Raw genomic sequence first — 21659 nt, forward strand, 5'->3', positions numbered from 1 at the left:
CTCCTGTGAGAGGTCGACGACACGTGACCCGCGCGAGAAGCGTGTTCTCAGCGGATGGATGTCTCGAACCCGTTGGCGACCTTCGTCGATCCTGAGGATCGCTGCAGTGGCCGCGTCGATCCGGGATCCGTGAGTCGAAAGGAACCGGCGGACTGCCTGGAGATATCCGTCGGCGAGGGCATCGTCAGGGTCGGGGAACGAGATCCACTCGCGCGTCGCCGCATCGAGCCCGCGGTTGCGGGCCGCACTCACTCCCTGGTTGGGCTGTCGGATCAGTCGCGCACCCATGTGTGGATGACGGCGCACCCAGTCCTCTATGAGGTCCGGGCTGTCATCGGTCGAGCCGTCGTCGACGAAGACGACCTCCAGGTCGCATCCTTCGGTACGCTGCCGGCCCAGCGAATCGAGGAACGCGGGCAGGTATTCGCGGACATCGAACACCGGCACCACCAGCGACAGGCCGACTGGCTCAGCCTTCACGAGACCAGGTCTCGTGTGCGGCGGCCTTGGTGGCTCTGCCGATGGAGACGGGCTGACGACTCGCGAGCATCGCCTCGTAGACGCGCCGGCTGTTCTGCCCGTCGCGTACCGGAAAGGTTGCAGCCGCGCGGGCGGCGTACTTCGAGTCGAGGTCGCCGTCCAGCGCTGCGCCGACCGCCGCCGCCGCCTCGTCCGCGGTCTCCGTGACCGGGCCGAAGCCGTGGGTGGCGTAGTCGAAGTAGCCGGGGCGCTCGGTGTGGTTGCGGTAGTACTCGTGCGCGTCGAACTGGTAGTACACGACGGGCCGCTGCAAGTAGCCCATGTTGAACGCGATGGACGAGTAGTCCGTGACCATCACTCGCGCCCGCGCGATGATGTCGCGGACATTCGCGTCGGCGTAGGAGAGGATCTGGACGTGCGGCGGCACGTCGAACGCGTCGAGATGGTCACGCATGTTGGGGTGGGGCATGAAGACGAGCCGGCACGCGTGCCGCTCCGCAGTTCGACGCAGGTCTTCACTGTGCAGCAGCATCCGGATCGATTGCACGTACAGCGTGTCGCGGATATCGCCCACGGGCATCCGCTCCGCCGACGTCGAGCCCATGGCTCCCAGGAGGTGGTCACGCCACGTGGGCATGATGAGCACGAGATCGCGCTGAGACGCGGGTGTGTTCTCGTCTCGCTCGAGGAGGTCGTCGAACCGCGGCAGGCCGCACAGCCGCACCTCTCGGCCACTGAACTTGAATGGCCCGGGGCCACTCACATAGTCGAACTCGTCGCAGGTCGAGACGACGAACGTGGAGAACGTCTTCGCGTTCAGCCATCGGGAGATGTCACCCTTGATGACGCCGTGCTGGAGGAAGGTGAACGAATAGGAGGGCTTTCCGTACTTCGCAGGCACGGCATCCGTGATGAAGCGATCGGCATGACTCGACGCGACGTGCGTCGCGTTCATCATGAGCGCGAAGAATCGGGCTGAGCCGTACGGGATCAGCCGGAACCCCTCGCGCCGCAGTCGCTTCCAGTCGCTCGTGTTGCGACGGACGACGAACCACGCGTTGACCTCTCGGTGGTGCTCGGCGATCCAGCGGTACAGCACCTCGCCGCTGTCGTTCGCGTCCACGTCGCGGTCCATGATGACCCACGCGTTGCCGAATCGGCGGCGCAGGCGAGTGGACTTGAGAGCGACCCGGGTGGCCGCACGCGTCGCCCATGCGCGAGCGGCGGTCCCGAATCCGACGCGTCGCATGGTGTGCCACTTCCGCCGGGCGACCGTCGCCGGGTGGTGAAGCGGGCCGAGCCAACCGGGCAGGCTGTCGACCGGGTTCTCCACGCGGCGTGCACCGATCCGCTTCTCGATGAGGGTGCGGTGGATCGTGTACACCTGCTGGTTCGCCTCACTCAGGCCGATCCGCTGGTGCACGCCGTCGAGGTCGATTTCGATCGGCCCCGCAGCCGAGATCCACAGGGTGCGCTGATGGATGATCGGTCGCCCGACGAGCTCGAGATCGTAGTCCTTGGTGAAATGCGCTTCCGCCGTTTCGCCGCTCACGCGGATCGACTCATGTGGGGCCCGACCGACATAGCGATAGTTGATCTGCACGAGATCCCGATGCTTGTCCACCGATGCGAGGTAGGGCGTCGAGTGGCCCCTGCCCCGCTTCAGCAGCAGGAGAGCGTCTCGCATCCACTGCGCCACCGGCATGAGATCGAACCCGATGATGGCGGCTTCGTCGATGTGACTGAGCCAGCGGGCGTAGAGATCGCCGAGCTGGTCGTACATCGAGTCGGGGAACCTCGCGTGGCGTACTGCTGCCGTCTGCGAGCTGCGGAAGATCCAGAGCTGGTCATAGAGGAACAGGTTCTGCACCCATCGCGGGAGCCCCGACTCGGCGAGCTCTGGACCGGCCGCGATGTCGAGGAAGCCATAGCGGATGGGATCGACGTACTTCGCAGGCTGAGAGACGGACTGCTGAATCGTCGACGAACTGTCCGCGCGTTGGCGATATCGATACTCCGACTCGGCGACGATGCCCACCACGGGATCTGCATCGGCCAGGAGGTAGCGGGTGACGAAGAGGCCGTCCTCGAAGCGGTAGCGCAGCCTTTCCTCGAATGCGATCGCATGGCTGGCGATACGGTCGCGTCGCATGAAGCCGGTCGTGACGTGAGCCTGCACGATCCGTGGATCGCGCGCCAGGTGGATCCGGCGCGTGCCGGCGTCGAAGCGGAAGTCGAGGGCATGATCGGCCGTGACGGTGTTGTCCGCCTCGTGCCAGAGAAGCATGCGTGTGGTGTACATATCGGCGCCGCGACCGCCGGACGATGTCATGAAGGCGGCGACGCGCTCGAAATAGTCCGGCGCGAGCACGTCGTCAGGATCCGGGAACGTCACCCATTCGCCGGTAGCCACACTCAGACCGAGGTTGCGGGCTGACGCCTGGCCGCCGTTCTCCTGCGTGAGGACTGTGACGGTGTCGGGATGGCGGGCGGCGAACTCGCTCGCCGTGGCGTGGGTGTCGTCATCGGATCCGTCGTCGACGAGCACGATCTCGAGCTTCTCGATGCCGTAGGTCTGGGACTCGAGCGACGAGAAGTACTCTCCGAGGTATCGCGCGACGTTGTACATCGGGCTGATCACCGTGAATGTCGGGGTCATGTCGGCTCTCCGATCCGAGAGGTGCTCCAGCCCTCGGCAAGGGCGGCAAGTTCGTCAGCGGCGGCTGTGGCAGCGGCTGTGGGAGAGTCGGCGACGAAGCGCCGGCGCAGCTCGTTCAACTGCTCCTCCGTCGCTGCACCGTTCTCGACAGACCTCACGAGCTCATCGATCGTGCGCGCGAAGGGGAGTCCGAGCGCCGTCTGATAGTCGACATAGAAATCGCGCGACACCGAATACTGGTCGAGGTCCGGCGCCAGGAGGTACGACGGGACACTCGCGACAGCCGCTTCGAACACCGCCGACGAGTAGTCCGTGATGAAGACGTCAGCGACATGAAGCAGGTCCTGGGTCGACATTCCGATGGCCACAGTGAGCTCGGGGTGATCCATCTCTCCGAGGATGGGATGAAGCTTCGTGACGGTGGTGTAGCCGATACCAGCGAGAGCCCGCGTGAGGTGCACCGGATCGATGCCGGGCGGGGTGCCATGCGCGCGGAAGGTGGGAGCGAAGAGCGCGATGGGGCGAGAGGCTTCGGGGTGGGCCTTTGCGAAGCGTGCTCGCGCGCGAGCACGCGCCTCCGGATCACGGAGGTAGTCGACGCGGGGAAGCGGTGCAACCAGTACCTGTGACTGGTCCACGCCGAAGGCCTCCGCGTACGGTCCGCGGCACGCTTCTGCGCTCGTCAGCACGAAATCGTAGTTCTCGTGCATGCGCAACGCTCTCGCCACCCGGGGGTCCCGGCCCTCTTGACGGCCGAGGATGCTTCGCCCGAATTTCTTGAGCGAGCCCAGAGCGTGCCAGATCTGTACGATCGTCAGACCGTCAGCGTGCCGGGCTACGCTCGCGACGATCGAATAGCCGTCGACGATCAGTGCGCGTGACGTGGCCACGTGATATGTCTCCACCAGCAGATGAAGCGCGTAGCCGATCTTCGGGATGATGCCAGGCGGGATCATGCGCGCGATGACCTTGACCTCGATGTCGGGATCGCGATGACGGATCGCCCTCTCGAGGAGGATGAAGTCGAGGGGAACGCGATTGTGTTCCCGGGTCAGCATCGTGACCTTCCGGCGTCGTGGTAAGAACCGCATCAGCGCGCTCGCGATGGAGAGAGCAGCGCGCGCAGCGTGGGCGGCGACAAGGTGGAGCTTCAGGACTCGGATGAGAGTCGGCCGGGCGGTGCGGCCTCCCGCGAGGTGGTGCGCGATGTCGTCGACGACGCGCGCGGTGGATCGACCATCCAGTGATCCGCAGAATTCCATGAGGAACCTGTCGTACGCAGCCTCATCGACGCGCGCGTGCGTGATCAGCCGCGCGAGCTCGGCCTCGGACTCGGTCGTGGGTCCGATCGCGTATTCGGCGAACGGGCGGTAGAAGGCGCGCGTCGTCGCGTAATCCTCGAGGTCTGGGGTGAAGAACACGATGGGCCGTCGGAGAAGCGCGTACTCGAAGATCGCCGAGGAGTAGTCGGTCACGAGAACGTCGGCCGCCGCGAGGAGCTCGTTCATGTCTTCGATCCCGGAGGCGTCGATCAGTCCGACGGGCACTGTCGCGCCCGCACGAGTGGCGAAGGGGTGATTCCGAATGGCGACCTGCCAGCCACCACCCAGCTCGCGGGCCACCTGGCTCCAGTCGGCGCTCTCGCCGGTGTGCGCGCTGAGCTGTCCGTTGCCACGGAATGTCGGCGCGAAGAGGACCAGCCGGTGATCAGGGGCGATCCCGAGTCTGCTGCGAACGCGGGCCCGTGCCGATGAGACAGCGGCCATGTCGTGGAAGAAGTCGGTGCGTGGCACCCCGAGTGCTCTCACGCGCGCCAGGTCGATCCCGAAGGCCTCGGCGTAATGGGAGCGGATTCCCTCCGAGCTCACGTATGCATCGGTGTAGTTCCGATGGATGTCGCTTCCCGGCGTCGGGCCGCCCGGTAGGCCGGCTCGGCTGTGACCGACACGTTTGAATGCCCCGGCCGCGTGCCACACCTGCACCAATCGCGTCCCTCGACGCAGACGGATGGGGTAGATCAGGGGGTAGAAGTCGTCGACGACGACCACGCGACTCGTGGCGAGCAGGATCGGCAGTCGCAGCGCGTCGACAAGGGGTCGGCGGGACCCCAGCGACGACTTGAAGACCGCACGGATGTCTGCCCCGGGATACCGCGCGATGAGGCCGTCGCGCACAAATGCCATGTTGCCGTCGAAATCGGCATGCGAATCGGAGAGGAAGAGAATTCGGTCCCGGCGCATCGGCGTCAGCGCGGAGGCGACGGCATAGGACACGCGGTAGGGCAGGAAGCGGAGCGCGCGAAGAAGACGCGAACCACGGAGAACTTCACGCACTGTTCACTCACTGTGGGTTGACGAGGGGATGACACAGATCATAAGAGTTTGGATACACCGTTGTATGGGAAGCCTCTCAGGCAACTCAGTCGAAGAGCCACGGCGCCGACGCGGCAAGGGCCGCGCGCAGCGCGGGCGCCAGCGTTCGCGCGTAGGTCGCTGTCATGTGGTCCCGGTCGCGGTAGATCAAGACGTTGCCGACGATCGGCCCACAGCTCGACGAAGTGCAGAACTGGTCGGTCAGATCCGGCAACGCCACCATCTCGTTGTCCAGCACTGCGGGATCCACCGGTGTCCGTTTCGCGAAGATCTCGTTTCGCGCGCGCGCGCAGGCTTCGAGGTGTTCCGAGCGTGAGATGCACGTCGGGATGTCGACCGTGAAACGGGGGGTGTCGCGGATCGCGACCACGGGGATCCCGAGGTCTACGAGTTGAAGCCACCGATCGGCCTGCGCCGGGTTGAAGGTCTCGCCGGTGTCGTCTTCAGGCGTTCTCGTCGCCACGGTGAACACGGCATCGGGCTCGAGCGACTCGATGGTCGTGAGTGCGGCCCGGTTCCAGACCGAGCATGAGCGACCGAGTCCCTCGTCCAGATCGGGATCGGAGAGCCGGCAGCCGTCCTTGTCGACGACGATGATGTGCCAGCCCTCCTGGTCGGCGATCTCGGCCAGCGCGGGAAGCCACTGGATGACGTGCGAGCCTCCCGACATCACGATCGTCTTCGTCGCGTCCGCCGGGCCGTACGGTTCGCAGATCTCCACGGCGTCGTACTTGACGTCGCCCCGGTAGTTCTGAACACACCCCTCGGAGTAGACGGCAGGCAGGTCCTTCTCGGCCGCGTCGGGCGCTGGGACGAATGGCACCTCCCATTCGGTCGATGCGCCGACACCGGCGATGGCACCGGGATGATCCGGCCCCGACTGAGCGGCGAGCGCGAGATTCGAATCCCTTTCGCGCTCGAGCAGTGCCGCGGCCGACCAGGCGGCCCCGGCGATCATCAGCGCGATGGTGGCCATCGCGATGAGCCGAGCGCCGCCTCGCGTACGCTGCGCGTCGCCAATGAGGGGGTTCACGATGAACCGCTGCGTGGCCCACGCCAGTGCCAGGGAGATCGCGAGGACGACGATGGCGCCGCGCCACCCTACACGCGTCTGGTGCTGGCTCTGGATGTAGAAGACGAGGACGGGCCAATGCCACAAATACAGCGCGTAAGACATCCCCGCGATGGCGAGAACCGGCCTCGTCAACAGAAGGTGGCCAGTGGTTGCGCGGCCGGCCGCCCCCGAACCGATCACCATCAGAAGGACCCCGACGATCGGCCAGAGGGCCAGCGGCCCCGGAAAGGACGATGCGCCATCGATCAGGAATCCGCAGGAGACGATCATGAGGAGGCCGATCCAGCCCAGGATCGCCTTCCAGCGATGCGGGATCGAGAGCCGCCCCATGGCGATCGCCGCGACGGCACCGGCGCTGATCTCCCACGCGCGCGTGAACGAGGAGAGGTAGGCGACCTGCTGGTCGAACGCGCCGAGCCACACGGCGTAGCCGAACGACATGATCGACACGGCTATCGCGACCCACAGCACCACCCGTCGGAGGGCGACGGCGCGGGAACGGGTGACCATTGCGATGCCGACCACCACCAATGGCCAGATCAGGAGGAATTGGCCTTGGACCGACAGGGACCAGAAGTGCTGCAGTGGGCTCGTCGAAGGTCCGGCGGCACCGTATGCGAGCTGAGACTCGATCAGCTCCCAGTTCTCGTAGTAGAGGGCGGAGGCCATGATCTCGTGCGCCGTCTGGATCCATTGGGTGCGGGGCGCGAACAGCCACGCTCCGATCCCCACGGCGGCGAGGACGACGGCGGCTGCGGGCACGAGCCGGGAGAGCGATCGCGCGTACTGGCGACGGAGCTCGATCCGCTGCTGACCGGCGCGCGCGACCAGCGAGCGCGTGAGCAGATATCCCGTGATGAAGAGGAAGACATCGACCCCGCCCGAGACGCGCCCGTTGCCGAACACGTGGAAGAGCACGACCAGCGTGAGAGCCAGACCGCGGATGCCCTCGATCTCCGGGATGAATCCGGAGGGCGCGTGCGCAGTCGAAGGGCGCGCCGACGGCTCAGCGAGTGTCGACGCCAAGAATGTCTCCCAGTCGCGCCGCAGTCCACCGTGGTCAGGGAGTCGGCACACCCCAGCGGTGCCGCTCGTGCGAACGCCTCACGATCGTAACCGTCCTGAGCGAGTCCTCTTGACGCATGTGGAAAGGGTGTCTCAGTCCTCTCCCTGGGCGTGGGGCAGCCCCGAGTCTCCCGCTGCGCCCCCGCCGGCATCCGTTCCGCTGTCGAGGTTCTCGCGCCACGAGCGGGACTGGCCCGCTCGCACGGCGCACAGCACGAGCGTCAGCCACCCGAGGCCCGTGAGTGCGAAGCTCTCGAACATGGAGTCGATGAGGAGGGTGACGAGGATGAGCGGCGTCCAGGCGTAGACGACCGAGCGGCGCTCGCCGGCGACGAGCCAGGAACGCGCCAGCGCCAACGCCGCCAGCGCCAGGAACAGCACCAGGCCGACCCAGCCGAGCTGCAGCGCGACGTCGAAGTAGGCGTTGAGGCCGCTGGCGTGGTTCTTGTCGAGCCAGAAGTTGATCGCGTTGAACGGGTACTCCTGCTGGTCCCAGACGCCGAACCAGCCGAAGCCCTGCACGGGCTTCTGGCGGAGGATGTCGACCATGAAGTTCCACAGCTCGACGCGCATCGAGAAGTCGGTGCCGGCGCCGAGCAGCGCGATGATCGGATGCCGCGCCGCATAGCCCACGAACACCCCGATGACGACGAGGGCTCCGAGTGCGAGCTGCAGGCCCGCGCGGCGTTCCGGTCGGGCGTGCCGCACGAGGGCGAGGGCTCCGACGGCGAGCCCGACGCCGAGGGCGAGAACGACCACGGTGGGGGAGTCGCTCAGCGCGGCCAGGCCTCCTGCCAGCACGACGGAGGCCACCGAGACTCCCGGGCGCACCGACTGCGTGCGGTACTCGATGAGGAAGGTGATGAGCGCGATGACGGCGACGAACCCGAGCAGGTTGCGCGTGCCGAAGATGCCCTGCACCGGGCCGAGCTGGGCGAGGTTGCCCTGGATGCCGAGGAAGGCGAACGGCACGTCGAGGAGGACCCCCGACAGCACCTCCAGTGCGAGGGAGACGCCGAGGAGCACTCGCAGCACGTCGCCGAGCGCGCGGACGGTCTGCAGGGTGTCGCGCACGTGCCCGATGACGACGGCGAGGAATGCCAGCGCCGCCATCGACACCCAGCTCCAGAACGACGCGCTCGTCTCGCTGCTCCAGACGATGCTGGCGAACGCCCACGCGATGAAGATCAGCACCGTGGTCGGCACCAGCCGCAGCAGCGAGATCTCGCGCCGGCGTGCCACCATGACCGCGAGACCCAGGATGCAGAGCCCGGCCACGATGGTCACGTAGGTGACGGGGCCGGCGATCCGCTCGATCGCGAACGCCGAGAAGACGGTGGCGAAGACGACGAGCGTGAAGGCGCGCGCGAAGGATGCCGAGTCCAGCAGTGCGCCCAGCCATCCAGGCGATGCGGACCGCGGCGTGTCGGTCACGCGTCGGATCCCGCCGGGTCGCCCGCGGTGACCCCGCTCGTCTCGGAGCGGCGCGCGGACCCTCGGGGCGGGCGTGCCGGCAGCCGCGGTCCCGTGGACTCGTCCGGCTCGACGGCGTCGCCGCGCTCGATCGCGGCGCTCTGCTCGGCGGGGCCCACGCCGACGTGCGGCGACTGCTTGATCTTCGCGCCGAGCATGACGACGAAGAGCCAACCCCACAGCAGGAGGGGGGTGGACTCGGCGAGACCCTGCACGAGCAGGATCGCGCCCACGAGCGTCGGCAGCAACGTCAGCGGCGAGTACGGGCGGTCGGCACGGAGATCCCAGCGCGGCCGATCGACGGCGAAGAACCACGCCCGCCACACGAAGGCGAAGTAGAGGACCGCGAGGAGCACGACGCCGATGATGCCGAGCTGCATCGCGACATCGACCCACATGTTGTGGGCCTGCAGCACGGTCTGGCCGTGGTCGATGATCCACTCGTCGAAAGCCGGATCCGAAGGCACCCACGGGGTCGAGAACCCCCAGCCGGCCCACGGGCGCTCCGCGGCGCGAGCCAGCACGGCCTCCCAGATGCCCTCCCGTCCGGTGAGGTCTGCGCTGCGGCCGAGGGCGGTGAAGATGGTGTCGCGCAGCAGCCACAGCCCGAGGAGACCGCCGATCCCGACCGCGGCGTACGCCACGTAGTACTTGGTCCGTTCGCCCGGCCTGGTCGCGCGACGCATGAGGAGCACGGTGATGAGGACGATGGCGACCGCGGCGGCCGCGAGATACGCGGTCGCCGACGATGCGCGGACGAAGAGGTAGGCCGACAGCGCCATCCAGATCCACAGGAACGTGCGGCGCGGCGCACCGGCGGCCAGGCGGATCGCGAAGACGACGATCGCGAGCAGGGCGACCGGCGCGAGCAGGTTGGCGTTGCCCATGATGCCCTGGAGCCGCCCGGGGAAGTCGAACAGGTTGTTGCGCGACCAGTACTCGATCGGGTCGTCGGCCTTCTCGACCACGAATCCCGGCATGACCGGTTGGCCGATGAAGACGGCGACCCACAGTTCGAAGAGGATCGACAGGGCAAGCACCCACTTGAGCGCCGACGCGATCGCGCGGACGAGTTCGCGCCAGGTGAGCACGCTGCCGATGAACAGCGCCTGAAGAGTTGTGATGTACAGGAGCAGCAACGTGAGCGCGGTCGCCTGCGGCCAGGCCGACCAGGCGAGCGAGAGCGTCGCCCACACGACGTAGGCGACGACGAACCACGGCAGACGGCGCCACTGGACGGGTGGGTGCAGGACGATCCACAGCACGGCCGACAGCACGCCGCCGGCGATAGTGACGACGGTGGCGGTGAGCTGGCCGAACGCGTGCACCCAGGCGGTGCCCGACAGCGACATGAACAGCACGAAGATGCACCAGCCGCGCAGCATGAGGTGGCCGGTCTTCTCGCGGACCGGCGGGCCCGGCGGCGCCGATGCCGGGTGCTTGGAGTGGACGGCCATCGCCTCACAGCGTACCCCGGCGGCCCGGGCGATCAGCGGGGGAGCGGGCGGGGTCTGCGACGGCCGCGTCGCTAGGCTGTTCGGGTGCTGATCCCGCTTGCCAACGACCCCCGTGATTATGCGTGGGGCTCGCTCTCCCTGCTCGCCGAACTCGAGGGCCGCGAGGCGTCCGGCCGCGCTGAGGCGGAGGTGTGGTTCGGGGATCACCCAGGCGACCCGTCCGAGACCCCCGACGGCCGTACGCTCGACCGCTGGATCGCCGAGGACGGAGCGTCGGTGGGAATCGACGCGCCGCTGCCTTATCTGCTGAAACTGCTCGCGGCGGCATCCGCTCTCTCCATTCAGGCGCACCCGTCGAGGGCGCAGGCCGAGGCCGGCTTCGCGCGCGAGGAGGCCGCCGGGATCCCGCGCGACGCCGCAGACCGCACGTATCGCGACGCCAACCACAAGCCCGAGCTGATCGTCGCGCTCAGCGACACCTTCCGGGCGCTCGCGGGCCTGCGCGAGCTCGACGCCACCCGCCGTCTCGTCGCCGCACTCGGACCCGGTGCGGCTCCGCTCGCAGGGCGGCTCGAAGAAACCGATGCCTCGCTTTCGGCGGTCATCGGATGGCTCCTGTCGGACGGGGCCGACGTCGCGCGCGACGTCATCGCCGCCGCGGTCTCGGCCGAGTCCGACGAGTTCGCCGCCGAGCTGGAGCTCGCTCGCACGCTGGATGCCGCCTTCCCCGGCGATCCCGGCATCGTCGTGGCGCTGCTGATGAACCTCGTGACGTTGCATCGCGGCGAAGGGCTGTTCGTGCCGGCCGGCGTCCTGCACGCCTACCTCGACGGGCTGGGTGTGGAGCTCATGGCCGCAAGCGACAACGTGCTGCGCGGTGGCCTGACACCGAAGCACGTCGACGCGGCCGAGCTCGTGAGCGTGCTCGACCCGACGCCGGGACTGCCGCCGGTGATCCGGGCGCGTGCGATCGGGGAAGGCATCGGACAGTACGACGTGCCGGTGTCGGACTTCGCCCTCCTCGCCGTCTCGCCGACGCGTGAGGGGGTCGAGGTCCCGCTCGCAGGACCGGCGATCGCGGTCGCCGCCGGCGGATCGCCCGACGTCGCCGGACTCGCCTCAGGCGCGGTGTCGACTCTCGTTCCCGGGGCGGCCGTGCTCGTCACTCCGGACGAAGGCGGGCTCCGTGTGGTCGGTCAGGGTGAGCTCTTCATCGCCCTCCCGGGACGCTGACGTCACCGGCTCATCGCTTTCTCATCGGACCGTTACCACAGCGCGACACGCCGTCGGCGCGTCGTGAAGGTTCAAGAGGTGGTTGAGCATTTACTATCTGCGACTTGACCTCGGTGAACTACACGGGTGTAATTATCCGTACACGCACCAGCGTGGAGCAGGATCACGGGGGGTGAGAACGACATGACGGTTTCTCAATACCGTTCCGGCGTTCCCGACGACTGGTTCGTCGATCCGGTTCAACTGGGGGTACCGGGGGTTCGCCGCAACATCGACGCGGAAGAGGACAATCCGCTCGCATGGCAGACCGACGCACTGTGTGCGCAGACCGATCCGGAGGCGTTCTTCCCCGAGAAGGGCGGCTCCACGCGTGATGCGAAGCGCATCTGCACGTCGTGTGACGTGCGAGGCGAATGCCTCGAATATGCGCTGCAGAACGACGAGAGGTTCGGCATCTGGGGCGGTCTCAGCGAGCGCGAGCGTCGCAAGCTGAAGCGTCGAGCGGGCTGAAACGCACGCCGGTCGGCCGGATCGATCCGGCCGACCCGGCGCGTTCGCCCGAGGTGACGATGGAGCGCGACCTAGGCTGACCAGGACATGCCCACCGTTTCGCCGACCCCCGTGCCGCCGACCAGTCCGTCGTCGGACGGTGTCACGTCGAACACCGCGCTGACGAACGCTGCGCCCTCGGAATCCGTTCTGCCGGGTGCCGCCGCGTCGAACCGGGTGCACGCGGTTCTCGTCGTCCGTCCCGACGGTCGCACGCCCGCGGCATTCCACCTGCGACGCACTCTCGCGGCGCTCGCCGAGCAGACGCGGCCGATCGACGCTCTGACGATCGTGGTCTGCGGCGGTGACGACCACCTCTTCGAGATCGTGGATGCCGCAGGCGCCGAGTCCGTCGTGAAGGCTTCCCCATCCACGGGTTTCGCCGCGGCGACCGCGCTCGTCTCGCCGCGCGGCGGCGAGAACGTCGACGGCGACGCGCTCTGGCTGCTCGCGCAGGACACGGCGCCCGAGCCGGACGCGCTCGCCCGGCTGGCCGGAGCCCTCGAGCTGTCGCCGTCGGTCGCCTTCGTGGCACCCAAGCTCGTGCGCTGGGACGACCGATCCGAGATCGTCTCGCTCGGTGTGAGCATGACTCGGTTCGGCCGCACGGTGGGCCTCGCCGACGACGAACTCGATCAGGGCCAGCACGACGCGCAGGAGGACGTGCTCGGTGCCGACGTGCGCGGCATCCTGGTCCGCTCGGATGCGTGGGCACGGCTCGGCGGCCTCGACCGCGGCCTCGCGGGCGCCGACGAGGGACTCGACCTCGGGGTGAGGGGGCGACTGGCCGGAGGGCGCGTGTCGCTGGTCCCGGCGGCCCTGGTCGCGACGGCAGGAGACGGCGTCGCCGGTCTGCCGGTGCCGCTGACCCCGCAGCGCCGACGTCGCGCGGTGTACGCCGAGCGGGTGGCGCAGTTGCGCCGGCGGCTGGCATACGCGCCGGCCGTCGCGACGCCGCTGCACTGGCTGTCGGTGCTGCCGCTCGCGCTCTGGCGCACCGTCGTCGATCTGGTGCGCAAGCAGCCGGGTCGCATCGCCTCCGAGTGGGGCGCGGCGGCCGTGGCGTTGGTCGGGATCGTGCCGGTCTGGCGCGCACGTCGTCGCATCGCGCGCGCACGCACGGCGTCGTGGGCGCAGGTGGCGCCACTGCGTACGACGCAGGCCGAACTCCGCGAACGGCTCGACGACGACCCCGAAGTCGCGATCGGCGGCCACCGGCGCAGCGACCTGAGGTTCTTCGCCGGCGGCGGGGCCTGGCTGGTCCTCGCCGCGCTCGCCGTCTCGGTCGCCGCCTTCCCCGCGCTGCTGGCGTGGCCGGTGCTGGGCGGCGGAGCGCTCCAGCCCCTCGCGAACACCGTGGGTCAGCTGTGGGACGACGCCGCGTACGGACAGCGGGCGCTGGGACTCGACACGATCGGGCCGGCGGATCCGTTCTCCGCGGTGGTCGCGGTCCTCGGCTCGCTCTGGCCGTGGGCACCGTCGCGGGCGCTGGTGCTGCTGTGGATCCTCGCACTGCCGCTCGCGGCGCTCGGCGGCTGGTTCGCCGCGACGCGGGTCACCGAGCGGGCGAGCCTGCGGCTGCTCGGCGGCGCGGTGTGGGCGCTGGCGCCGACGCTGCTCGTCGCCCTGACCCAGGGCCGGCCGACCGGGGTGCTCGTGCACCTGCTGCTGCCGTGGCTGTTCTATGCGGGTGCGGTCGCGCATCGATCGTGGGCAGGTGCCGGCGCGGCCTCGCTTCTGCTCGCCGCCGTCCTCGCGGCTGCGCCCTCACTCGCGCCTGCGATGGCGGTGCTGTGGTTCGGCGCTGTCGTGCTCGGCATCGTCCTCCGCGCCGGCCGCGGCGTGGCGCGTCTGGTGTGGACGCTCGTGCCGTCGCTCGCCCTCGCACTCCCGCTCGTGTGGAACGCACTGACGCACGGACGCGCGTGGGGACTCGTCGCCGACCCGGGCGTGCCGTGGGCAGGACCGCAGGTCGCGGCCGACGCCGCCGGCCGTGCGCTCCTGGCGGCCGGCATCCCCACATCCGATCTCGCCGGATGGGCGACTCTCCTGCCGGACGGGCCGACATGGTGGGTGCCCCTGCTCAGCGTGCCGCTGGCCCTGCTCGCTCTCGCGGCGCCGTTGACGCAGCGCTGGGCCGCCGGCATCGTGCTGCTCGTGGTGACGGCGCTCGGCCTCGGCACGGCGTTCGCCGCGGTGGGAGTGTCGGTGTCGTTCGTGCAGTCGCTCACTGTGCCGCTGTGGCCCGGCACCGGGCTGAGCCTCGCGTGGCTCGGCGCGCTCGGAGGGGCGCTGGTCGCCCTGGATGCCGGTCTCGCCCCGCGCGTCGCGCTGGCGCGTGGGCTGGCGGCGACGCTCGTGTTCGCCGCCGCCGTGATGCTCGCCGTGCCGTCACTCACCGCCTTCACGCGCGGCACCGCGGCGATCGCCAACGGCCCGGCCAGCACGCTTCCCGCCTTCGTGGCGGCGGAAGGGCGCGACGACCCGGATGTCGGCACCATCGTGCTCACGCCGCAGGCCGACGCCGGTGTCGCCGCCCAGGTGGTGTGGGGTGCGAGCGAGACCGTCGGGGGCCAGACCACGCTGCTGTCGACCCGCACCCAGGCGAGCCCTCAGGACGAGGACCTGGCGGCGCTCGCCGCCGATCTCGTCACCCCATCGTCGGAGGATGTCGTCGCCGAGCTCGCCGACCGGGGCATCGGGTTCATCCTGCTGGCTCCGACGACGCCGCCCGAGACCGATGCCGCGCGGACGATGCGGCTGTCGGCGATGACGGCGCTCGGCCAGCGCGACACGCTCGTCGTCGTGGGCGACACCGCCAAGGGAGAGCTCTGGCGCGTCGTCGATGAGATCGCGCCGCGTCCGGCGGAAGCGGCATCCGTCTCGGCCCTCGCGCGGTGGATCGCATTCGGGCAGATCGCCGTTCTCGGCATCGCCCTGCTCCTCGCGCTGCCGACGGCGACGTCCATCCGCGAGGCGCGCCGCACGCCACGCGTGGTGGGACCTCACTGGCAGGAGGGTCGATGAGCGACCGACGGGTATTCCGCTGGGCGACGACGAGCGCCCGCCTGCTGATCGGCACGGCCGTGTCGATCGTCGCCGTCGTCGCCGTCGTCACCGCCGTCTCGGTGCCGTGGCCGACGGTCGTGCGCGAGCCGCTCAGCGTGCCGGCCACACCGGCCCCCGCGGCGTCCGTGATCGCCTGCGACGGCGCGCTGCTGTCGATCGGCCGCAACCCGACGGCCGCCGACGCCGTCAGCGTGGTCGCGCCGCAGTCGGTCGTCATGGGGGTGGCAGACGGCGAACCCCCTGCGGAGGAGCGCCTGGAGACCACCGACGTCGGGCCCGGCCCGCTCGCCTACACGGCTGCGCCGCTCGACGGCCACGCGGTCGACGTGGCAGCCACGGGCGCGGCGACCGCGTCGGCCGACGACCTCTCGGGCTTCGCCGCTTCGGCCTGCCGCCCGCCGCTGCTGGACTCGTGGCTCGTCGGCGGATCCGGTTCCACCGGCGCCGCCGACCTCGTGCTGCTTGCGAACCCGGGCACCGTCCCCGCGACGGTGCAGCTGACCGTCTACGGGGCCGCTGGGCCGCAGACCCCTCCGGGCGGCGTCGACCTCGTCGTCCCGCCCGGCACCCAGCGCGTCGTGCCCCTGGCGGGCATCGCGCTGGGCGAGGAGACCCCCGTCGTGCGCGTGTCGGCCGTCGGCGCGCCGATCCGGGCGTCCCTGCAGGCGAGCATCACGCGCACGCTCACGCCGGGCGGCGTCGACCAGGTCGGTCCTGTCGCGCAGGCCGAGACGACGGAAGTGATCACCGGCATCACCGTGACGCGACAGACAGCCGCGGACGGCGCGGCGGACGAGGTGACCGTGCTGAGGATGCTGGCGCCCGCTGCTCCGGCGACCGCGCGGGTGACCGTCACTTCGGTCGGCGGCGGTGAAGCGGTGCGCGAGCCGCAGGAGGTGGCGCTCGAGGCCGGCAAGCCGCTCGAGCTGGCGCTGGACAGCCTGACCGCCGGCTCGTATACGGTCACGATCGACGCGGACTCGCCCGTCGTGGCGGCGGTGTGGCAGGCGACCGGTGTCGGCGAGGGCGACGACTTCGCGTGGTACACACCGGCGCCCGAGGTGGCGGTGGCATCCCTCTTCGCGACCCCGGGAGGACCGACCCCGTCGCTCTCGGTGGTGAACCCGTCGAGCGAACCTCTCGCCGTCGCCGTCACGCCGGTCGACGGCGGATCCCCGCTCGATCTCACGATCCCCGCGAACGGCTCCGTCGCCGTGCGACTGGCGGCGCGCACGGTGTACCGGTTCGAACCCGAGGCGCCCGTGCACGCCGGCCTCTCGTTCGCGGGGGACGGCGCGCTCGCGGGCGTGCCGCTGTGGCCGGCGGACGTCGCGACCTCCGAGATCGTCGTCTATCCCTGAGTCGAGCCTTCTGGCGCCCCACGGTAAGGGTGTCGACTCGCTTTGCTCGCTCAGCCTTGACCCGGCTCGCATCAACGCCCGCTGGCGCTCGCATTGATCCGAGCCGCGTCAGAAGTAGCGGAAGCGCTCCGGGCCGAGGTCCCACGGATCGCGGTCCAGATACTCCGCCGCGGCCCGGAAGACGGCGCCCTCGACGAGCATGCGCCGATGCAGCTCGTCGTCGCGGTGCAGGTGGCTGAGCCGTTCGATCGGCAGACGATAGAGGATGATGCGGCCGGCGTCGGGGAGCACAGTCCAGCGGGGGATGCCGTCGTCGTCGGTCGCCGCCGGCATGTCGGCGACCTCGAACCGCACGTCGCGGAGCTCGGGCCAGGCCGAGCGGAGGAACTCCGCGGCGGTGCCGACGGACAGGTCGAAGCGGTCGACGCGCGTGTCCAGCGGCGGGAGGGGAGGACGCACCACCGGGCTCCGGCCTTCGCGGCCGTGTCGTCCATGGCGAGACGCGCGCGGCTGCGCGCGTTCGCTTGTCCGGGTACGCCGCCACGCCATACACCCATCCTAGAACCGGGAGGCGGGCCGGCTCCGCTTCCCTGCGGCGGTCGCGCCGGCGCTGGCGAACGCCGATGCGGCGGGAACGCTGCGGCGCGGCATCCGTCCGCATGGGTCGGGCCCACGGTAGCGTCGACCCGATGCGTGAGAGAGTCTGCTCCAAGGTCGGCTGCGCCCGTGAGGCGGTGTCGACGCTCACCTACGACTACGGCGACCAGATGGCGGCACTCGGTCCGCTCGGCGCCGGGGGCGATCCTCACGCGCACGACCTGTGCGCGATCCACACCGACCGCCTGTCGGTGCCCAAGGGCTGGGTGGTCGTGCGGCACGAGACCCTCCGCGCCTGAGCCGGCGTGGGAGAATGGGCGGATGCCGACCCACACGCCCGTCGCCACGCCTTCCACCCCTGCCGTCTCAGAGCTCGCTGAGGGGTTCGAATACGAGGTCGCCGACCTCTCGCTGGCCGAAGCGGGCCGCCATCAGCTGCGCCTCGCCGAGAACGAGATGCCGGGACTCATGGCGCTGCGCGACGAGTTCGGCCCCTCGCAGCCGCTGAAGGGCGCTCGCATCGCCGGCTCCCTGCACATGACCGTGCAGACCGCGGTGCTCATCGAGACGCTCGTCGCGCTCGGCGCACAGGTGCGCTGGGCGAGCTGCAACATCTTCTCCACGCAGGACGAAGCCGCCGCGGCCGTCGTCGTCGGTCCGACGGGCACGGTCGACGCACCTGCCGGCGTTCCCGTCTTCGCGTGGAAGGGCGAGACCCTCGAGGAGTACTGGCGCCTCGCGGACCGCATCTTCGACTGGTCGGCCGAGGGCTTCGACGGCCCGAACATGATCCTCGACGACGGCGGTGACGCGACTCTCCTCGTGCACAAGGGCGTCGAGTTCGAGAAGGCAGGATCGGTTCCGGATGCCGCGGCCGACGACTCCGCGGAGTACCGGATCATCCTCGACACGCTCCGCGCCAGCCTCGCGCGCGAGCCGCAGCGCTTCACGCGCATGGCCGAGCACCTGCTCGGTGTCACCGAGGAGACGACCACCGGCGTCCACCGGCTGTACGAGCTGGCTGCCGCGGGCGACCTGCTCTTCCCGGCCATCAACGTCAACGATTCGGTCACGAAGTCGAAGTTCGACAACAAGTACGGCATCCGCCACTCGCTGCCCGACGGCATCAACCGCGCGACCGACGTGCTGATGGGCGGCAAGGTCGCCTTCGTCTGCGGCTACGGCGACGTCGGCAAGGGTGCCGCCGAGGCCCTTCGCGGTCAAGGCGCCCGCGTCATCGTCAGCGAAGTCGACCCGATCTGCGCGCTGCAGGCCGCGATGGACGGCTACCAGGTGGCGCGCCTGGCCGACGTCGCCGGCCAGGTCGACATCGTCATCACGGGCACCGGCAACAAGGACGTCGTCACCACCGAGGACCTGCTGAAGCTCAAGCACCTCGCGATCGTCGGCAACGTCGGCCACTTCGACAACGAGATCGACATGGCGGGGCTCGAGGCGCTGCCCGAGGTCGAGAAGGTCGAGATCAAGCCGCAGGTGCACGAATGGCGGCTCCCGAACGGACGCAGCGTGCTCGTGCTGAGCGAAGGCCGGCTGCTGAATCTCGGCAACGCCACCGGGCATCCGTCGTTCGTCATGAGCGCATCGTTCACGAACCAGGTGCTCGCGCAGATCGAGCTGTTCACCAAGCGCGACGAATACCCGACCGCCGTGTACACGCTGCCCAAGCACCTCGACGAGAAGGTCGCGCGCCTGCACCTCGACGCGCTGGGTGTGCAGCTCACCACCCTCAGCGACGAGCAGGCCGCCTACATCGGCGTGCCGGTCGAGGGTCCCTACAAGCTGGACCACTACCGCTACTGAGGCGGCTCCTCCGGGATCAGCGCTCGGGGAAGCCGCGGGGCGGCGCGGAGACCGGAGCCGCGAGCGCGTCGGCGCGGGCGGTCTCCAGGCGCAGCGCGCGCAGCTCGCGCTCGCGCCGCACTGCCGCGACGCCGATGAGAAACGTCTCGTTGTCGACAGCCGGCACGGGTGAGACGTGCGCGGCCGTCTCCCGGGCGAGGGACGCCGCGACCCGCGCACGCGCCGTCGGCTCCATATTGGCCGCCGAGCGTGCGAACTGCGCGAGGCGTCGAGACAGCCGTTCCGGGAGGCGCGCGACGTCGGCGACCGCCGCCCACTCGGCGAGGACGGGTGGGATGCCGAGCTGCACGTCGGGCAGACGAGGGGTGCGTGTGCGCTCCGAGTAGGTGCCGGCGAGCAGGTCGCCGAGTCGCTGCGAACGGGGGGTGAAGGCTCCGACGAGGGCAGCGACCGCGCCGAGCGTGAACCACAGCTCGAAGACGCCGACGAGTGCCCGGATGAACGCGTGCCGGAACCCTGCGGCGCCACCGTCGGTGCGGACGATCCGCCCGCCGACGGCGAGGCGTCCGAGGCTGCGGCCCCGCGTGGTCGTCTCGACCACCGTCGGGATGACGATCATGACGAGGACGAGGACGACGATCGTCAGGATGGGCACCACCGCCGCGTCGATCGCGTCCAGGCCGAGCAGCCAGCTGAGCCCCCATGCGAACAGCAGCAGCACGGCGACGCCCAGGAGCATGTCGATGAGCACGCCGAGTGCCCGCAGGAAGTAGCCGAGCGGCTGCACGTCCAGCGCGACGGCCTCGCCGGTGAGCACCTCGTCTTGATGGATGTCGACGATCGCGGGGCGCTCAGCGGTCATGGCTACAGTGAAACACATGGACCTCGACGCGCTCACGGCTGCTCGGCGTGAGGAGTGGGCGCGGCTCGACGAACTGAGCCGGCGTCGGCACCTCTCCGGCGCGGAGGTCGATGAGCTCGTCACCCGATACCGTGCGGCGTCCGCCGATCTCGCCGATGCGAAGACGTCTGCCGGACGCAGCCTCCAGGGCGATCACATCTCCACCATGCTCGGGCGTGCGCGGCTGCGGCTCACGGGTGCGCCCGAGAACGTCATGCGCCAGATCCCGCGGTTCTTCGCGCTGCAGCTTCCCGCTGCCCTGTACCGCGTGCGCTGGACCACTCTCGCCATCGCGCTGGGCTTCGTGGCCGTGGTCGCCGTGGTGGCGCTGTGGGTGGCGGGCGACCCCGCGCTGGTGGCGAGCCTCGGCAGCCAGGCGCAGCTCGAGCACTACGCCGAGAACCAGTTCACCGAGTACTACAGCGAGAACCCGGCGGCGGTGTTCGCGGGCACGGTGTGGACAAACAACGCCTGGATCGCGGCCCAGTGCGTGCTCTTCGGCATCACCGGGGTGTGGCCCATCATGGTGCTCGTGCAGAACGCCGTCGGCGTCGGCACGGCGGCGGCGATCATGGCGGCGTTCGACCGCGGCGACGTGTTCGTGCTGTACATCCTCCCGCACGGGATGCTCGAGCTCACCTGCATCTTCGTGGCCGGAGCGGCGGGCCTGCAGATCTTCTGGGCCTGGGTCGCGCCCGGCCCGCGCTCACGCGGCGAGTCGCTGGCCGCAGCCGGGCGCTCGCTGGCGACCATCGCGATCGGACTCGTCATCGCCCTCGGCGTCGCGGGGATCATCGAGGGTTTCGTGACGGCGCAGCCCTGGCCGTGGCCCGTCAAGATCGGCATCGGCGTGGCGGCGCTCGGACTGTTCCTCGTCTACATGCTCGTGGTCGGGCGCCGTGCACAGCGCCTGGGGGAGAACGGCGACCTCACCGAGTACGAGGCCGGCACCCCGACCCTCGTCGCCGGCTGACCCCCGGTGGATGCGTATAGCACTGTTTTGAATGGATCAAAACAACGGTAGGCTGAGGGCATGCACCCCCACACGGCCGTCGACACGCATGCTGTCGACACGGCGGCACGGCTGCGAGCGGCAGGGCTGCGGGTCACCGACTCCCGGCGCGCGGTCGTCGAGGCGCTCATCGAGCGCCCGCACGCCAGCGCCGACGAGCTGTTCGGCATCGTCGCGCGGACGGTTCCCGGCACGAGCCTGCAGTCGGTGTACAACGCGCTCGGCGACTTCGTCGATGCGGGGCTCGCACGCCGCATCGAGCCCGCGGGTCGTCCCGGTCTGTTCGAGCTGCGTGTCGACGACAATCACCACCACCTCATCTGCTCCCAGTGCGGGGCCGTACAGGACGTCGACTGCGTCGTGGGCGAGGCCCCCTGCCTGACGCCGTCCGACGCGCACGGCTACGCGCTGCAGGCGGCCGAGGTGACCTTCTGGGGTGTGTGCCCCGCCTGCGCGACGGCCGAGGCGAGCGCCCCCGAGCCGGTCGCCGCCGCGCGCTCCTGACATCCTGTCCGACCCTCTGATAGCCCATCCC

15 protein-coding genes and 1 pseudogene are annotated in these 21659 nt (G+C 69.7%); 8 read left to right on the top strand and 8 right to left on the bottom strand.

Annotated features, from left to right (window positions below; all coding sequences use genetic code 11):
- Positions 1-93: 93 nt before the first annotated feature.
- The 6 genes and pseudogenes from VIP82_RS23015 to VIP82_RS05645 form a co-directional block, all read right to left on the bottom strand.
- Positions 94-480, bottom strand: a pseudogene (locus tag VIP82_RS23015) (glycosyltransferase family 2 protein); the annotation flags it as partial.
- A complete protein-coding gene (locus VIP82_RS05625; protein WP_331906506.1) occupies positions 470-3139 on the bottom strand; it encodes a bifunctional glycosyltransferase/CDP-glycerol:glycerophosphate glycerophosphotransferase in 2670 nt (889 codons plus the stop codon). The gene VIP82_RS05625 and the pseudogene VIP82_RS23015, both read right to left, overlap by 11 nt.
- On the bottom strand, positions 3136-5379 hold the full coding sequence (locus tag VIP82_RS05630) for a CDP-glycerol glycerophosphotransferase family protein (protein WP_331906538.1): 2244 nt from the start codon (positions 5377-5379) through the stop codon (positions 3136-3138). The genes VIP82_RS05625 and VIP82_RS05630 overlap by 4 nt, the downstream gene beginning before the upstream one ends.
- Positions 5380-5557: 178 nt before the next feature.
- The gene (locus tag VIP82_RS05635) at positions 5558-7612 is read right to left on the bottom strand and encodes an acyltransferase family protein (RefSeq protein WP_331906508.1); all 2055 of its coding nucleotides are present in this window, start codon (positions 7610-7612) and stop codon (positions 5558-5560) included.
- Between the two features lie 132 nt (positions 7613-7744).
- Positions 7745-9085: an O-antigen ligase family protein gene (locus VIP82_RS05640; RefSeq protein WP_331906510.1), complete on the bottom strand. Its 1341-nt coding sequence runs from the start codon at positions 9083-9085 to the stop codon at positions 7745-7747.
- On the bottom strand, positions 9082-10581 hold the full coding sequence (locus VIP82_RS05645) for an O-antigen ligase family protein (RefSeq protein WP_331906512.1): 1500 nt from the start codon (positions 10579-10581) through the stop codon (positions 9082-9084). Before VIP82_RS05645 ends, VIP82_RS05640 begins: the two co-directional genes overlap by 4 nt.
- An 84-nt stretch (positions 10582-10665) precedes the next feature.
- On the opposite strand from VIP82_RS05645, the gene manA reads away from it, so the two are divergent.
- The 4 genes from manA to VIP82_RS05665 all read left to right on the top strand — a co-directional run bounded on the left by manA (position 10666) and on the right by VIP82_RS05665 (position 16793).
- The gene (manA, locus tag VIP82_RS05650) at positions 10666-11814 is read left to right on the top strand and encodes a mannose-6-phosphate isomerase, class I (protein WP_331906514.1); all 1149 of its coding nucleotides are present in this window, start codon (positions 10666-10668) and stop codon (positions 11812-11814) included.
- 183 nt (positions 11815-11997) lie between these two features.
- The gene (locus VIP82_RS05655; protein WP_163616798.1) at positions 11998-12324 is read left to right on the top strand and encodes a WhiB family transcriptional regulator; all 327 of its coding nucleotides are present in this window, start codon (positions 11998-12000) and stop codon (positions 12322-12324) included.
- Positions 12325-12411: 87 nt separating this feature from the next.
- Positions 12412-15390 (top strand): glycosyltransferase, encoded by a 2979-nt coding sequence (locus VIP82_RS05660; protein ID WP_331906516.1) that lies wholly within the window; start codon positions 12412-12414, stop codon positions 15388-15390.
- Entirely contained in the window at positions 15387-16793 is a 1407-nt protein-coding gene (locus VIP82_RS05665) for a DUF5719 family protein (protein WP_331906518.1), read from the top strand. The genes VIP82_RS05660 and VIP82_RS05665 overlap by 4 nt, the downstream gene beginning before the upstream one ends.
- A 108-nt stretch (positions 16794-16901) precedes the next feature.
- Here VIP82_RS05665 and VIP82_RS05670 read toward each other — a convergent pair whose 3' ends face one another.
- Positions 16902-17255 carry a metallopeptidase family protein gene (locus VIP82_RS05670; RefSeq protein ID WP_414684615.1) on the bottom strand — a complete coding sequence of 118 codons (354 nt, stop codon included), beginning with the start codon at positions 17253-17255 and terminating at the stop codon, positions 16902-16904.
- Positions 17256-17482: 227 nt separating this feature from the next.
- Here VIP82_RS05670 and VIP82_RS05675 point away from each other — a divergent pair, with 227 nt between their 5' ends.
- Positions 17483-17689, top strand: coding sequence for a DUF3499 family protein (locus VIP82_RS05675; protein ID WP_163616793.1), 207 nt, complete (start codon positions 17483-17485; stop codon positions 17687-17689).
- Between the two features lie 22 nt (positions 17690-17711).
- Complete coding sequence (gene ahcY, locus VIP82_RS05680) at positions 17712-19211, top strand: adenosylhomocysteinase (RefSeq protein ID WP_331906520.1); 1500 nt, start codon at positions 17712-17714, stop codon at positions 19209-19211.
- Positions 19212-19227: 16 nt separating this feature from the next.
- Here the strand turns inward: ahcY and VIP82_RS05685 are convergent, their stop codons facing one another.
- The gene (locus tag VIP82_RS05685) at positions 19228-20073 is read right to left on the bottom strand and encodes an RDD family protein (RefSeq protein ID WP_331906522.1); all 846 of its coding nucleotides are present in this window, start codon (positions 20071-20073) and stop codon (positions 19228-19230) included.
- A 16-nt stretch (positions 20074-20089) separates the two neighbouring features.
- Here VIP82_RS05685 and VIP82_RS05690 point away from each other — a divergent pair, with 16 nt between their 5' ends.
- Positions 20090-21085 carry a stage II sporulation protein M gene (locus tag VIP82_RS05690; protein ID WP_331906524.1) on the top strand — a complete coding sequence of 332 codons (996 nt, stop codon included), beginning with the start codon at positions 20090-20092 and terminating at the stop codon, positions 21083-21085.
- A 60-nt stretch (positions 21086-21145) separates the two neighbouring features.
- Positions 21146-21628 (top strand): Fur family transcriptional regulator, encoded by a 483-nt coding sequence (locus VIP82_RS05695; RefSeq protein ID WP_331906526.1) that lies wholly within the window; start codon positions 21146-21148, stop codon positions 21626-21628.
- The last annotated feature ends 31 nt before the right edge of the window (positions 21629-21659 follow it).

Source organism: Microbacterium sp., from assembly GCF_036566905.1.
Lineage (GTDB): Bacteria > Actinomycetota > Actinomycetes > Actinomycetales > Microbacteriaceae > Microbacterium.